This is a genomic window from Vibrio sp. 2-1-2a (assembly GCF_032648565.1).
GTDB classification, from domain to species: Bacteria; Pseudomonadota; Gammaproteobacteria; order Enterobacterales; family Vibrionaceae; genus Vibrio; species Vibrio diabolicus.
Map to the genome: position 1 here is coordinate 443,189 of NZ_WBOH01000002.1, position 14,597 is coordinate 457,785.

Annotated in this window: 11 protein-coding genes; all 11 read right to left on the reverse strand. The window is 45.6% G+C overall.

The genetic code is table 11. The annotated features are described in order from the left end of the window. Positions 1 to 37 precede the first annotated feature (37 nt). The 11 genes from accA to ispC all read right to left on the reverse strand — a co-directional run bounded on the left by accA (position 38) and on the right by ispC (position 14,567). Entirely contained in the window at positions 38 to 997 is a 960-nt protein-coding gene (gene accA, locus F7Y48_RS06700) for an acetyl-CoA carboxylase carboxyl transferase subunit alpha (RefSeq protein WP_005380365.1), read from the reverse strand. Positions 998 to 1,043: 46 nt separating this feature from the next. Beyond that, a complete protein-coding gene (gene dnaE / locus F7Y48_RS06705; protein WP_170891089.1) occupies positions 1,044 to 4,523 on the reverse strand; it encodes a DNA polymerase III subunit alpha in 3,480 nt (1,159 codons plus the stop codon). Positions 4,524 to 4,604: 81 nt separating this feature from the next. After that, positions 4,605 to 5,240 carry a ribonuclease HII gene (gene rnhB / locus F7Y48_RS06710; protein ID WP_316682899.1) on the reverse strand — a complete coding sequence of 212 codons (636 nt, stop codon included), beginning with the start codon at positions 5,238 to 5,240 and terminating at the stop codon, positions 4,605 to 4,607. A gap of 9 nt (positions 5,241 to 5,249) precedes the next feature. Beyond that, positions 5,250 to 6,389 (reverse strand): lipid-A-disaccharide synthase, encoded by a 1,140-nt coding sequence (gene lpxB, locus F7Y48_RS06715; RefSeq protein ID WP_316682901.1) that lies wholly within the window; start codon positions 6,387 to 6,389, stop codon positions 5,250 to 5,252. A gap of 119 nt (positions 6,390 to 6,508) precedes the next feature. Beyond that, positions 6,509 to 7,297: an acyl-ACP--UDP-N-acetylglucosamine O-acyltransferase gene (gene lpxA, locus F7Y48_RS06720; RefSeq protein WP_005380357.1), complete on the reverse strand. Its 789-nt coding sequence runs from the start codon at positions 7,295 to 7,297 to the stop codon at positions 6,509 to 6,511. A gap of 1 nt (position 7,298) precedes the next feature. Continuing rightward, entirely contained in the window at positions 7,299 to 7,751 is a 453-nt protein-coding gene (gene fabZ / locus F7Y48_RS06725; RefSeq protein WP_005380349.1) for a 3-hydroxyacyl-ACP dehydratase FabZ, read from the reverse strand. A 232-nt stretch (positions 7,752 to 7,983) separates the two neighbouring features. After that, positions 7,984 to 9,015, reverse strand: a complete 1,032-nt coding sequence (gene lpxD, locus F7Y48_RS06730) for a UDP-3-O-(3-hydroxymyristoyl)glucosamine N-acyltransferase (RefSeq protein ID WP_065645509.1) — start codon at positions 9,013 to 9,015, stop codon at positions 7,984 to 7,986. A gap of 6 nt (positions 9,016 to 9,021) precedes the next feature. Then, positions 9,022 to 9,531, reverse strand: coding sequence for an OmpH family outer membrane protein (locus F7Y48_RS06735; protein WP_005391804.1), 510 nt, complete (start codon positions 9,529 to 9,531; stop codon positions 9,022 to 9,024). Positions 9,532 to 9,544: 13 nt separating this feature from the next. Next, positions 9,545 to 11,959, reverse strand: coding sequence for an outer membrane protein assembly factor BamA (bamA, locus tag F7Y48_RS06740; protein ID WP_006741664.1), 2,415 nt, complete (start codon positions 11,957 to 11,959; stop codon positions 9,545 to 9,547). A gap of 44 nt (positions 11,960 to 12,003) precedes the next feature. After that, the gene (rseP, locus tag F7Y48_RS06745; protein ID WP_257887682.1) at positions 12,004 to 13,362 is read right to left on the reverse strand and encodes a sigma E protease regulator RseP; all 1,359 of its coding nucleotides are present in this window, start codon (positions 13,360 to 13,362) and stop codon (positions 12,004 to 12,006) included. Continuing rightward, positions 13,362 to 14,567, reverse strand: a complete 1,206-nt coding sequence (ispC, locus tag F7Y48_RS06750; RefSeq protein ID WP_257887681.1) for a 1-deoxy-D-xylulose-5-phosphate reductoisomerase — start codon at positions 14,565 to 14,567, stop codon at positions 13,362 to 13,364. The genes rseP and ispC overlap by 1 nt, the downstream gene beginning before the upstream one ends. Positions 14,568 to 14,597: the final 30 nt, after the last annotated feature.

Here is a 14,597-nt window from a genome sequence, read left to right on the forward strand (position 1 = left end):
TGAGATATCAGCTAACGCTTAATAGCAATCACCGAAATTAACAGTAACCGTAGCTCATTAGGCGCTGGTAACGACGTTCACGTAGCGTCTCTTCATCCAATTGTTCTAGATCTTCTAGCTGACGAAGTAGTGTTGCTTTCATATTCGCTGCCATTTGAACATGATCGCGATGAGCGCCGCCTAGTGGCTCTTCAATGATTTCGTCGATCAGTTCAAGCTCTTTAAGACGAGGAGCAGTTAGACCCATCGCTTCTGCAGCTTGCGGTGCTTTGTCAGAATCACGCCATAAGATTGAAGCACAACCTTCAGGAGAGATTACTGAGTATGTAGAGTACTGAAGCATGTTCACGTAGTCGCCTACACCAATTGCTAGTGCGCCGCCTGAACCACCTTCACCAACAACGTTACAGATTACTGGCACTTTAAGACCAGACATCACTTTTAGGTTTTTCGCGATAGCTTCAGATTGACCACGCTCTTCTGCGCCCACACCTGGGTACGCTCCAGCCGTATCGATAAATGTGATGATCGGCATGTTGAAACGCTCAGCCATTTCCATCAAACGTAGCGCTTTACGGTAACCTTCTGGTTTTGGCATACCAAAGTTACGTTTCACTTTCTCTTTGGTTTCACGACCTTTTTGATGACCGATGATCATCACTGGACGGCCTTCAAGGCGAGCCATGCCACCCACAATCGCTTTGTCATCTGCAAACGCGCGGTCACCCGCTAATTCATCAAATTCCTCAAAAGCGTGTTGGATGTAATCCAGTGTGTAAGGACGTAATGGGTGACGAGCCAGTTGAGCTGTTTCCCATGCGCCTAGGTCGCTGAAGGTTTTTTTCTTCAGCTCTAAGCTTTTCTTCTCAAGCTGTTCGATTTCTTTATCCAGGTCAATTGCAGAATCACCACCGTGACGAGAGACATCACGTAGTGCTTCAATTTTCGCTTCTAGTTCTGCAATTGGCTTTTCAAATTCAAGAAAGTTTAGGCTCATCTATGAATCCTTGTTTACTCAGCGTCTAACATATTGCGCTGAATTTTTAGTTAAATTCGAGTTCTACCTGGCTTTTGCCAAGTAACTGTTTTAAATCGTCGAGTAATGTATCACTTGGCGTTACTCGCCACTCGGTGCCCAATGTTAACCGCGCTCTGGCGTCGGCACGCTGGTAGTATACATTGACGGGTACGGTTCCGGCTTTGTGCGGTTCTAAAATACGGCTGAACTGCTCAAAAAACTGATCGTTGATCTGATTTGCATCTATCGATACCGACAAACCACGAGCGTATTTCTCGCGCGCACTGCCGAGATCCATAACTTCACGCGCCGACATTTTAAGGCCACCGTTGAAGTCATCAAAGCTGACCTGTCCAGAAACGACCAAAATTCTGTCTTTTTCGAGAAGTTCAGCGTATCGATCCAGTGCATCTGAGAACAACATCACTTCCATGCGACCACTTCGGTCATCCAGTGTCATAATGCCAATTCGTGTACCACGCTTAGTCGTCATTACACGAGCGGCAATAACCAAACCAGCCACCGTGACAGATTGGTCGCGACGCGTAGGCGTTGCGTCTTTTAGTCGACAACTGGTGTATTTGTTTAGTTCCTTTACGTAGGCGTTAATTGGGTGCCCTGTCAAATATAGGCCTAGGGTATCACGCTCGCCCTCTAACCACACTTTTTCTGGCCAAGGCGGAACTTGCGTATACTTGTGCTCTACTTCTTCAGGCGCATCCGTTAGCACACCAAACATATCCGTTTGACCAAACGCCTCGGCTTGGTGATGTTGACTTGCCGCTTTTACCGCATCATTGAGTGATGCCATCATCGCCGCGCGGTGTGGACCTAGTCGATCTAACGCGCCCGCGTAGATCAGCTTCTCTATCACTCGTTTATTGACGCGTTTTAGATCAACTCGAGCACAGAAATCAAATAGGTCTTTAAAGTGACCACCTTTATTTCTCGCCTCAAGAATCGCATCGATAGGGCCTTCACCTACCCCTTTTATCGCACCAATACCGTAAACAATTGCGCCATTTTCATCAACATTAAAGCGATATAGGCCAGAGTTGATGTCTGGTGGCAGCACGGTGAGCTTCATACGGAAACACTCATCGACCAAGCCAACGACTTTTTCCGTGTTATCCATATCGGCTGTCATTACCGCAGCCATAAATTCGGCAGGATAATGTGTTTTCAGCCAAAGAGTCTGATAAGAAACCAATGCATAAGCAGCAGAGTGCGATTTGTTAAAACCATAACCAGCGAACTTCTCTACCAAGTCGAAGATTTTCATCGCCAACTCGCCATCGATACCGTTCTTTATCGCACCTTCTTCAAAGATAGCACGTTGTTTTGCCATCTCTTCTGGCTTTTTCTTACCCATTGCACGGCGGAGCATGTCCGCACCACCTAGCGTGTAACCTGCTAAGATCTGCGCAATCTGCATTACCTGCTCTTGGTACAGGATGATGCCGTAGGTTGGATCAAGCGTCTCTTTTAGCGACTCGTGTTGCCACTTTTCATCTGGATAAGAGATCGCCTCTCGGCCATGTTTACGGTCGATAAAGTTATCTACCATGCCCGATTGCAAAGGACCCGGACGGAAGAGTGCTACCAACGCGATAATGTCTTCGAAACAGTCTGGCTGAAGTCGTTTGATCAGCTCTTTCATGCCCCGAGATTCAAGCTGGAATACTGCTGTCGTTTCAGAGTTTTGCAACAAACGGAAAGAGGCAGGGTCTTCTAACGGTATGGATTCAATTTGAACCGGTTCTTTACCTTCTCGCTCTAGACGTGGGTTAATCAGTCCTAACGCCCAGTCAATAATGGTTAAGGTACGTAAACCCAAGAAGTCAAACTTAACTAGGCCAGCGGTCTCAACATCGTTTTTATCAAATTGAGTAACCGGAAAGTGACCTTCAGCATCTGCATAAATTGGTGCAAAATCGGTAATTGTTGTAGGTGAAATTACAACGCCACCAGCGTGTTTACCGGCGTTTCGCGTACAACCTTCCAAAATATGACACATGTCGATGAGTTCTTTAACTTCCTCGTCGGCCTCATACAATTCAGGTAGTGCAGGTTCAGCTTTAAACGCCTTATCTAGCGTCATGCCTGGATCGGGCGGGATCAGCTTTGAAATACGATCAACAAAACCAAATGGATGGCCCAATACGCGGCCAACGTCACGGATTACCGCTTTTGCCGCCATGGTACCAAACGTGATGATCTGAGACACCGCGTCGCGACCGTACATTTCTGCAACGTGGTCAATAACCTGGTCACGTTTATCCATACAGAAATCGACGTCGAAATCGGGCATCGAAACACGTTCTGGGTTCAAGAAACGTTCGAACAGCAAGTCGTATTCTAGTGGATCCAGGTCGGTGATTTTTAATGCGTAAGCCACCAAAGAGCCGGCACCGGAACCACGTCCAGGACCTACAGGAATTCCATTATCTTTTGACCACTGGATGAACTCCATTACGATCAAGAAGTAACCAGGAAATCCCATTTGGTTGATAACATCTAGCTCTATCTGAAGACGTTCATCATATTCAGGGCGGCGACGTTTTCTCTCTTCCTCATCTGGAAATAGGAACTCTAACCGCTCTTCCAACCCCTCTCGGGATTTCATGACTAGGAACTCAGTCTCTTTCATCCCTTCGGTTGGGAAGGCTGGTAGGAAGTACTCCCCTAAGCGCACAGTCACGTTACAACGCTTCGCTATCTCGACACTGTTTTCTAACGCTTCAGGAATATCAGCAAACAGCTCGCACATTTCTTCTTCTGTACGAAGATATTGCTGCGGACTGTAGTTTTTTGGCCTGCGCGGATCTTCTAATGTGTAACCATCGTGAATCGCTACGCGTATTTCATGAGCATCAAATAGGTCTGGACTCAGGAATACAACTTCATTGGTCGCCACTACTGGCAAGTCTTGCTGCTCTGCCAATTCAACTGCAAAGTGAAGATAAGTTTCTTCATCTGGACGACCGGTACGAAGTAACTCAAGATAAAAGCGATCTGGAAAATGCTGTTTATAAAAATCAACACACCCTTGCACTATTTGACGGTTGCCTTTCAAAAGGCCGCGACCAATTTCCCCGCTTTTACCGCCGGATAATACAATCAGGCCTTCAGACATTTCAGCCAACCAGGCTTTATCAATCACAGGGTGGTGTTGAACATGTCCACGTAAGTACGCTTTTGATATCAATAACGTCAGGTTCTTATAACCCACATTATCCGCCGCAAGCAAAGTCACTTGAGTCAGCTCTTCACCAAACTCGTCCGACTGCATTTTAAAGTCAGCACCGATGATCGGTTTAACACCACTGCTATGTGCCGTACCGTAAAACTTCACCAAACCACATAGGTTGGTAAAGTCGGTCAACGCCATTGCGGGCATACCGAGTTCAGCAACTTTCTTTACGATTGGCGGAACTTTGTTGAGGCCATCCACCATCGAGAAGTCACTATGAACACGCAGGTGGATGAATTTGGGATCTGACATTAACAGGTACCGTGTAACTCTATTTTGTTGGGGATTCTAACCTAAAGAGGTTAGGTTTATAACACCAATTAGATCGTTTGATTATTCTATGCCTAACGCTTTTTTTACTGGCTTGAAACTCTTGCGGTGTTCACTGATCACTCCGTATTGCTCAATCGCTTCAAAGTGCTCTTTAGTTGGATAACCTTTGTGCTTCGCGAAGCCAAATTGTGGATGAAGTTTATCCAACTCTTCCATCTCTTGGTCACGCACGACTTTGGCAATAATGGAAGCCGCACTGATTTCGGCAACGCGTAGATCGCCTTTTACTACAGCTTGAGCATCCATTGGCAGCTCTGGACAACGGTTACCATCAATCAACACCAAATCAGGTTGAACCTTTAACCCCGCCACTGCACGCTGCATCGCAACCATAGTCGCCTGCAAAATATTCAGTTGATCGATTTCTTCAGGAGAACAGCGCCCGACCGCCCAAGCCAATGCTTTTTCTTTAATTTCAGGAAGCAGCGCCATGCGTTTCTTTTCGGTCAATTTTTTCGAATCGTTCAAACCTTCAATAGGATTGTTAGGATCAAGGATAACCGCAGCGGTGACGACGTCTCCCACCAAAGGGCCACGTCCTACCTCGTCGACTCCGGCCACAAACTGATAACCTTGTGGATATTCAAACGGAGGGAGTTCAACTTTGGTTTTGGTCGCTTTTGGTTTAACAGCCATGATAAATCTCTATTTCTCAATCAATTTTAGAACCGCGTTTGCGGCTTGTTGATCCGCATCTTTACGGATCCAATGATGCATTTCCGTAAACTTATCTAACATCGGTTTATTGTCGCTTTCCAATAAGCGAGAAACCTCAGTAAACAAATTGTCTGGTGTGCACTCATCTTGTAGATATTCTTTGACGAGCTCATCATCCGCCAAGATATTCGGCAATGACACATACTTCGTTTTCAATAGACGTTTAGCTAAGAAAGCGGTAAATGCATTCACACGATAACCCACCACCATTGGACGCTTGAGAAGCATACACTCCAACGCTACGGTACCAGAGGCCAGCATCACGGCATCGGATGCGGTGATGACGTTACGTGCGGTGTCATCAACTAACTTGAAGTCCAACTCTGGTGCGAGTTCTTTCCAGGCTTGTTCAAACTGCTCACGGCGTTTTTGATTAACAAGCGCGACAACAAACCCCAGTTCTGGAAATTTTTTATGGAGTAACTTGCAGGTTTCAATAAATGGCTCAGAGAGCATTTTTAACTCGCTACCACGACTGCCTGGCAGGACAGCAAGCCACTTTTTATCTCGTTCTAAACCAAGCAACTCACGTGCAGGCGCTTGTTCTGATTCTAGTGGGATGGAATCAGCCAAGGTATGACCAATGAACTCGCAAGGTACATTAAATTTGTCGTAGAACGCTTTCTCAAACGGAAGAAATGCTAGCACCAAGTTCGTTGCCGCTTCTATTTTAAAGATGCGCTTCTGACGCCAAGCCCAAACAGACGGACTCACGTAATGAACGGTTTTAATGCCCGCTTGCTTGAGGTCAAGCTCTAGGCGTAAGTTGAAGTCAGGAGCATCGATCCCGATGAAAACATCAGGCGGATTCTGAGTAAAATACTGAACGAGCTCAGCTTTCACTTTAAGAAGTCTCGGTAAGCGGCCTAAAACCTCGACTAACCCCATCACCGCAAGCTCTTCCATATCAAACAGAGACTCGCAACCTTGGGCTATCATTTTCGGACCGCCAATGCCTACGAACTCTGCGTCTGGATATTGCTGCTTTACTGCTTTGATAAAGCCTTCACCTAGCGTATCGCCAGACAATTCTCCGGCAATGATGCCAATACGTAATGGTCTTTCCATATCTACTTCGCTATTTTTCCTGTGCGCTATGGATAACGGTTTGCCTTATCCATAAAACACAAAAAGATCGTAACCTCAAATTCGGTCACGATCTTTTTATTTATTGCTTCATTCGCCAATTAACGAATAATGCCACGTTCCGTCGTTTCCAGAATATCTGAGAAACGCTTCACAGCCGGCCACTCTTGAGCCATTTCAGCCAGAATAGGCTTCACTTCTTCTAGCGTCTTACCTGAACGATAGATTTCTTTATACGCTTTTTGCAGCGCACGAATCTCTGGTTTCTCAAAGCCGTTACGCTTCAAGCCAACAAGGTTCAAGCCGAAAGGAGTCGCGTGGTTGCCTTGCGCGAGTACGTAAGCAGGGACATCTTGCACCACTGCTGAGCAGCCGCCAATGTACGCGTAAGCGCCCACTGTACAAAACGGGTGAATCGCAGACAGTGCCATCACACCAGCATAATCATCAACAGTAACGTGCCCACCAAGAATCGAGTTATTACCGATATGAGTGTGGTTACCAATAACAACATCATGCGCAACGTGTGCATTCACACACAATAAGTTATCATCACCAATGATCGTGGTTGCTTTGTCCTGCACTGTGCCGCGGTGAACTTGGACCGCTTCACGAATGACGTTACGATCACCGATAACCACAGTTGTGTCTTCACCACCGTATTTTTTGTCTTGGTTTTCTTCGCCAATGACAGCATGCGGGAAAATACGGTTATCTTTGCCAATAGTCGTGTGACCTTTGATCACAACGTGAGACATCACTTCTGTGCCTTCACCAATTTCAACCGTAGAGGTGATGTACGTAAAAGGACCTACTGTTACGTTAGCACCAATTTTGGCGCCCTCTTCTACCACCGCTGCCGGGTGGATTTTAGCGGTTTCATGAATCATATTAAAACTCTCGACGAGCACACTTCAGTTCTGCAGAACATACCACTTCGCCGTCAACTTTTGCTACACCGCTAAATGCAGCAATGCCGCGACGTTCTTTCAGAAATTCTACCTCAATAACCAATTGGTCGCCCGGAACCACTGGTTTACGGAATTTCGCGCCGTCTACGCTTGCAAAGTAGTACAGTTCATTTTCTGTTGGTGCACCAAATGATTTAAATGCAAGTAAGCCTGTTGCCTGAGCCATTGCTTCTAAAATCAAAACACCTGGGAATACTGGTAGTTGAGGAAAGTGACCTGTGAACTGAGGTTCGTTAACCGACACGTTTTTAATCGCGTGAAGGTACTTCTCTTCTTGGAAGTCTATCACTCGGTCGATCAATAAGAATGGGTAGCGATGAGGTAGTAGCTCTTGAATTTCAGAGATGTTCATCGTTTTCTTTTCAGTAGTCAAAGTCGTCTTCCTATATCAATTTTTTGCCGCCAAGATGGCAAACGTGGCAACAGGTCGTAAAGCCGAATCGCTTTGCAATATACTAGCAAAATACGCACCATCTTGGAGTTAAATCTACTTAGAGCGCGTCATTATAGAAGAAAAAGACCCGCATTTCGCGAGTCTTCGTACAGAATATGGAACTAGAGCCTGTTAGCTTTCACGTTAAATACAGAGCGAAAGATAACTTGTTCTAAATTTCTTCTTTCTGTTCCAGCTGTTTTTCAACCGCTTTCAGGCGCTTATTCATCTCATCAATACGGTGAACTCGAGTTGCAGTTTTACGCCACTCTCTGTTCGTTTGTAGTGGAATACCTGATGAGTAAAGGCCTTTTTCTTCGATACTGCGCATTACCATGCCCATACCTGTAATCGCCACACCATCTGCGATAGTGATATGGCCATTCAGAACAGACGCGCCGCCAATCTGGCAGTACTTACCAATTTTTGTACTGCCCGCGACAATAGTACCACCAGGCATCACGGTACCATATCCGATCTGCACGTTGTGCGCGATTTGAAGTTGGTTATCCAGAATGACATTGTCTTCAATGATAGTATCTTCGAGTGCACCGCGGTCAATCGTAGTACAAGCACCAATCTCAACGCGGTTACCGATACGCACTGAACCAAGCTGAGGAATTTTAATCCACTCGCCTTTGTCATTCGCATAACCGAAGCCATCAGAGCCAATTACGGTGCCCGATTGAACAAGACAGTCATCACCCAATGACACTTCATGATAGATAGTGACATTAGCCCAAAGCTTGGTGTTATTCCCTAGCTTGGCGTTCTTACCGATAAAACAACCAGCGCCAACGCTTACGTTGTCGCCGAGTTCCACGCCCGTTTCAATCACGGCGTTAGCGCCGATTGTAACGTTCTCACCCATCTTAACGTCAGCGGCAATCACTGCACTTGGTGCAATATCGTCTGCCGGTTTTGGTGTGGTATCCATCGCTTGGACCACACGAGCAAATGCGACATAAGGGTCCGAAACCACTAGCGCGTTTCCAACGCATTGCTCTTTATGCTCAGCCTTTACCATAACAACGGTAGCTTGGCACTCAGAAAGGTGTTTTGCGTATTTTGGGTTAGACAAGAAGGTTACATCACCTTCTTGTGCTTTATCCATTGGGGCAACACGGCTTACAACGAGAGACTCGTCACCAAACAGCTCACCCCCGGTAATTGTCGCCAATTCGGCTAATGTTAATGTCTTCATAACTTCTTATTTTAGAGCTTTAATTACGTCTTCAGAGATATTGTATTCTGGCTTGCCGTACTGCAAAGCAGAGATATCAATCACAAGATCGTAACCATTTTTGTCTGCGACTTTCTTAACTGCATCTTGAATCGTTTTGAAAAGCTTCGCTTTTTCTTCAGCTTCACGACGCGCACTTGCTTTTTCAAGTGCTTGTGCTTTCACTTTGTACTCGCTGTCTAGCTTCGCGATATCGATACGTAGCTTTTCAACTTCGTCTTGACCCAAAAGCTCACCGTCACGTTGTAGCTTTTCGATCTTTGTTTTAGCTTGTGCTTGGATTGACTTCAGTTCATCAGCTTTGCTTTTGAAGTCTTTCTGCATTTTTTGTAGTACAACTTCACGTTGAGGAAGAGCTTGGAAAACTTGAGCTGTATTTACGTAAGCAATTTTCTGTGCAGCTTCTGCCGCATTTGCAAACATTGAAGAGCTCAGTACAAGAAGGCCAATCCCAGCCGCTTTGATCATTTTATTCAAAATATTTTCCTCTTTAGAAAGTTCTACCGATAGTGAATGTGAAGAACTCTTCATCATCGCCATCAAATTTCTTAATTGGTTTCGCTAGTGAGAAGACTAGTGGCCCCATTGGAGACATCCACTGCAACGCCGCACCGTAAGAAGAGCGGTAGTTGGTTGGATCTGAGTAATCGTAGTAGTAACGGTCACCATATTCCGCACCTGAATCGCGGTAGTCAAACTCCGTATCCCAAACACTTGCCATATCAAAGAAGATACTGGTACGAATTTGGTTTTGTACTTCTTCTGATGCAAATGGTGTTGGGACAATCAACTCAACACTTGCTAGCGCTACGGCGTTACCACCAACAGAGTCATCTGTTGCTGTATCTGCGCCATTGTTTGAACCAGATGTATCACGGTAAACCGCTTTAGGACCAACAGAGTTTGAGCCAAAGCCACGAAGCGATGTAAAGCCACCTGCGTAGTAGTTTTCGTAGAATGGGAACAAGTTATCGTTACCATCCGTTTGACCGTAACCATTACCGTAACCTAAGCGGCCACGGAACAAGAGGGTAAACTCGTGCTTTTTAGTCAATGGCACATACTGACGAACATCGTACTGCATTTTGAAATATTGAACGTCAGAGCCAGGTACGGTCATTTTATAGAATGCACGTTGATGGTTACCTGCTGTTGGGAAATAGCCACGGTTTAAGTTATTACGTGTCCAAGAGATATTGAAGTCGAAGTCGTTTGTGTTCAACGCTCCACTAGAATCAATGTTGTCTGCTTGTGCTCGTAAGAACTGCTCTACCTGCAAGTAAGGCGATAAGTTACCGATCTTGTTGTGCGTATAACCGACACCGAATTCAAAACGGTTCAACTCATCGAATGGGAAGCCCCACGTTAAGCTCGCGCCATAGCTTTCGTTGGTATAGTCAACGATATTGGCTTCTTTCGCTTCAAATTCGTTATAGAAAACCTTACCACCCAAGCTTACACCGTCTAAGTTCCAGTACGGATCACGGTAATCAAGACTGATGTTTTTCTGGTAGTCATTCATCATCGCGTTGATACCAACACGGTTACCACTACCAATGAAGTTATCTTGTTGCAGGCCAACCTGGAAGCTCACACCCGATTCTGTGCCGTAGCCAACACCGAAGTTAACGCTACCAGAGTTTGCTTCTTTGACAGAGTAAACTAGGTCAACTTGATCATCACTACCAGGAACTCGAACCGTCTGTACTTCAACATTTTCAAAGTAGCCCAAACGATTTAGACGAGTTTTACCCGTTTCAATCGATTTCGAGTTTAACCAACTGCCTTCCATCTGACGCATTTCACGACGAAGGACTTCATCTTTGGTTGAGTTATTACCCGTGAAGCGAATGTCACGAACATAAATTCGGTTACCCGGATCTACGTTAACGACCAAAGAAACTTCTTGATTCTCGTCGTCAAACTCAGGAATGGTATTCACTTGAGGATAAGCGTAGCCGGACTCACCAAGCACACGTTTAATACCCTCTTCCATTGAAGTGACCAACGAGCCGTTGTACGTCTCATTGTCTTCAAATGGTACAAGTCGTTCGAACGTCGCTTCCTCACCAATCAAATCACCACGGAACTTTACATCCTTGACGGTATAAACCTCGCCCTCTTCTAAGCCAAGAGTAATGTATACCCCTTTCTTGTCAGGAGAGATTGCAACTTGTGTCGAATCAACGTTAAATTTTAAGTAACCGCGGTCCAGATAGAATGATTTGAGCGCTTCAATATCACCTGCAAGCACTTGTTTTTGGTACTTTTCGTCAGACAGGAAATTCCACCACGGCACATCAACATTCAAGTTAAAACGAGAAAGAAGGTCCTCATCGCTGAAAACTTCATTGCCGATAAAATTGATTTGCTGAATTTTTGCCGACACGCCTTCAGTAAAGACAAACTTTAGGTCAGAACGGTTACGTGGCAGTGGAGTCACCACCGCTTTTACTGTGGCGTTGTATTTACCTACGCTGTAGTAAAAGTCTTCTAAGCCTTTTTCAATGTTGCTTAGCGTGGTGCGGTCAAGCGCTTCGCCTTCACGAACGCCAGATGCGTTCAGGTTTTCTTGTAGCTGCTCGTCCTTGATTGCTTTGTTACCAGAAAATGAGATGCTGGCAATGGTAGGACGTTCTTTGACTTGAACCATCAGAACGCCGCCGTCACGTAACACTTTCACATCTTCAAAGTTACCAGATGCATACAGTGCACGGATAATCTCTGCAACATCGCCTTGGCCAATGGTATCACCGACACGTACAGGCATTTTCAACAACGCAGCACCCAGTGCTACACGCTGCAATCCATCGATTTCAATATCTTGAACTACGAAGTTCTCTGCTCCATTTGCAGATACACTGGTCGCCAGTAAACTTGCAAATAGAATTCGCTTAATCGCCATACTTGTTCTAATTATTCCTTGCTACTGCTTTTGTCTCTGAACTATCACAGACGAGTAAAATCATTAAATAGCGCTAACGCCATGAGCGAGAAGATGATCGCACCACCAATTCTAAAACCCATTTCCTGCACTCTCTCAGGAACGGGACGTCGAATGACTGCTTCAATTGCAAAAAACAACAAATGACCGCCATCCAACATTGGTAAAGGAACGAGATTAATAATACCTAGGTTAACACTAATTAGAGCGAGAAAACCTAAAAAGTAGACCAAGCCATAATCAGCCGTCGCACCTGCGCCTTTGGCTATTGATATTGGACCACTCAGATTATTCAGACCAACGTCACCAACAATCAGTTTCTTAAGCATGCTGATTGTCAAGCCAATGACTTGGCCGGTTTTGTCTACCGCCTTACCTACTGACTCCAATACACCAAACTGAAGGTCGAAGCGATAACTTTCTGGCCATTCTGCGACTTTAGGTGCAATACCTGCAAAACCAACGACTTCTTTGTTAGCTAGCTCACGGCTACCAGGCGTCAGCGTTAATGTTTGCTCATAGCCCTGACGCAATACCGTTAATTCAATCGGTGTATCAGGATTAGAGCGAACCGCTTCAACAACTTGCTTCCACTCCGTGATGCGTTGTTCACCAATAGCGACAATCTCATCACCTGGAAGCACACCTGCTTTTTCCGCCGCTCCACCTTGCGAAACCTGTTCGATAACGCGATACACCTCCGGTGTATACGGCGCAAAACCTAATGACTGCATCGCAGACTGAGTTTCAGGGTCGAACTCCCATTCGCGCAGATCGAGCGTTTTCGTTACTTCTGAACCAACTTCATTCGCTGACGTCAGTGTTACTGTCATCAAATCATCGCCAATATGAGAAATCAATCCCATATTTACCGATTCCCAATCCGGAGTTTTGATACCAGATATCGATTTAAGTTCCATTCCTGATTCAATTCCGGCTTCTGCGACGATCGAATTGGGCGTAACTTCACCAATTACTGGCTTAACTGCTGGGATACCAATAAGAAATACGAGCCAATAGGCGAAAATTGCGAAAAGGAAGTTAAAGATAGGGCCTGCCGCAACAATAGAGGTTCGCTTCCATAGCGGCTTCTTATCAAACGCTAAGTGCTTCTCATGTTCTGGCACCTCATCAACACGGCTATCAACCATTTTTACATAGCCGCCGAGAGGGATCATTGAGATGCTGTACTCCGTTCCGTCTTTGCCTACCTTACTCCAGATAGACTTGCCGAAACCGATTGAAAACTTTTCAACTTTCACGCCGCAACGGCGAGCAACCCAAAAGTGCCCAAACTCGTGCACTGCGACAAGAATGCCTAGTGCGACGATAAAAGAAATGAGATTCCACAATATACCAGTCATCAGATACGCTCGCGTATGGTTTCTAGGGCAATAGTTCGTGCCATTCTATCTAGCTCTAACAAGCTTTCCAAGCTATTCGCATTCTCAGCTTTGCAGCTTGCATTGATTTTATTCAACACAGACTCATTGATGCGAGCGATATCCGTAAAACCTAGGCTGTTATTTAAAAATGCATCAACAGCGACTTCATTCGCTGCATTCAGTGCCGTTGTTGCATGTTGACCTTCATAACAAGCGTCAATTGCTAGTTTTAAGCATGGGTAACGAGCAAAATCAGGTTGCAAAAACGTCAATTCGCCAATTTGCGTGAAGTCTAGTGGCTTAACCCCAGCTTCAACCCTTGATGGGTATGACATAGTCAGTGCAATAGGGGTCGCCATATCCGGCTCACCCATTTGTGCCAAAACCGAACCATCGCGGTATTGAACCATTGAATGAATAACAGACTGCGGATGAATAATAACCTTTAGCTGCTCGCGAGCCGCATTAAACAACCATTTAGCTTCGATATACTCCAGGCCTTTGTTCATCATCGTGGCTGAGTCAACGGAAATCTTTGGTCCCATCGACCAGTTTGGATGGGCGATCGCCTGTTCAGGAGTCACCTTTTCCAGTTCTGCGATGTCAGTGTAACGGAAAGGGCCACCAGAACCAGTCAGCAAAATATGAGAAATGCCATGTTCTTGTAAATTACAACGACCTAAATTGGTTTGTACTTGCTGTGGTAAGCACTGGAAAATAGCATTGTGTTCACTATCGACGGGAAGTAGCTCCGCACCAAACTCTTCTACGGCATCAATAAATAACTGGCCTGACATGACCAGTGCTTCTTTATTTGCCAACAATACTCGCTTACCAGCTTTCACAGCAGCCATGGTAGGCAGTAGACCAGCCGCTCCGACAATAGCAGCCATCACACTGTCAACTTCGTCCAATGAAGCAATATGGCATAGAGCATCCACACCACCTAATACTTCGGTGTTTGGCGAAACCAAATGTAACTCAGATTGGAGTTGAACCGCTGCGGCTTTGTCCGCCATGACCGCGTATTTAGGTTGCCACTGACGACATAGCCCGATCATCTTTTCAACGTTGGTGCTTGCCGCTAAGGCAACGACAGAAAACAGCTCTGGGTTTTGTTCGACCACTTTAAGCGTGCTTGCACCAATGGATCCAGTAGCACCAAGAATCGTTAACTTTTGCATGTTGTAAGACCGTTAGAAAGCTCAGGAGCG

What these genes read in the sequence shown, in the direction of transcription:
- accA (WP_005380365.1), bottom strand. Translation starts at nt 997, where the DNA reads ATGAGCCTAAACTTTCTTGAATTTGAAAAGCCAATTGCAGAACTAGAA.
- dnaE (WP_170891089.1), bottom strand. Translation starts at nt 4,523, where the DNA reads ATGTCAGATCCCAAATTCATCCACCTGCGTGTTCATAGTGACTTCTCG.
- rnhB (WP_316682899.1), bottom strand. Translation starts at nt 5,240, where the DNA reads ATGGCTGTTAAACCAAAAGCGACCAAAACCAAAGTTGAACTCCCTCCG.
- lpxB (WP_316682901.1), bottom strand. Translation starts at nt 6,389, where the DNA reads ATGGAAAGACCATTACGTATTGGCATCATTGCCGGAGAATTGTCTGGC.
- lpxA (WP_005380357.1), bottom strand. Translation starts at nt 7,297, where the DNA reads ATGATTCATGAAACCGCTAAAATCCACCCGGCAGCGGTGGTAGAAGAG.
- lpxD (WP_065645509.1), bottom strand. Translation starts at nt 9,015, where the DNA reads ATGAAGACATTAACATTAGCCGAATTGGCGACAATTACCGGGGGTGAG.
- bamA (WP_006741664.1), bottom strand. Translation starts at nt 11,959, where the DNA reads ATGGCGATTAAGCGAATTCTATTTGCAAGTTTACTGGCGACCAGTGTA.
- rseP (WP_257887682.1), bottom strand. Translation starts at nt 13,362, where the DNA reads ATGACTGGTATATTGTGGAATCTCATTTCTTTTATCGTCGCACTAGGC.
- ispC (WP_257887681.1), bottom strand. Translation starts at nt 14,567, where the DNA reads ATGCAAAAGTTAACGATTCTTGGTGCTACTGGATCCATTGGTGCAAGC.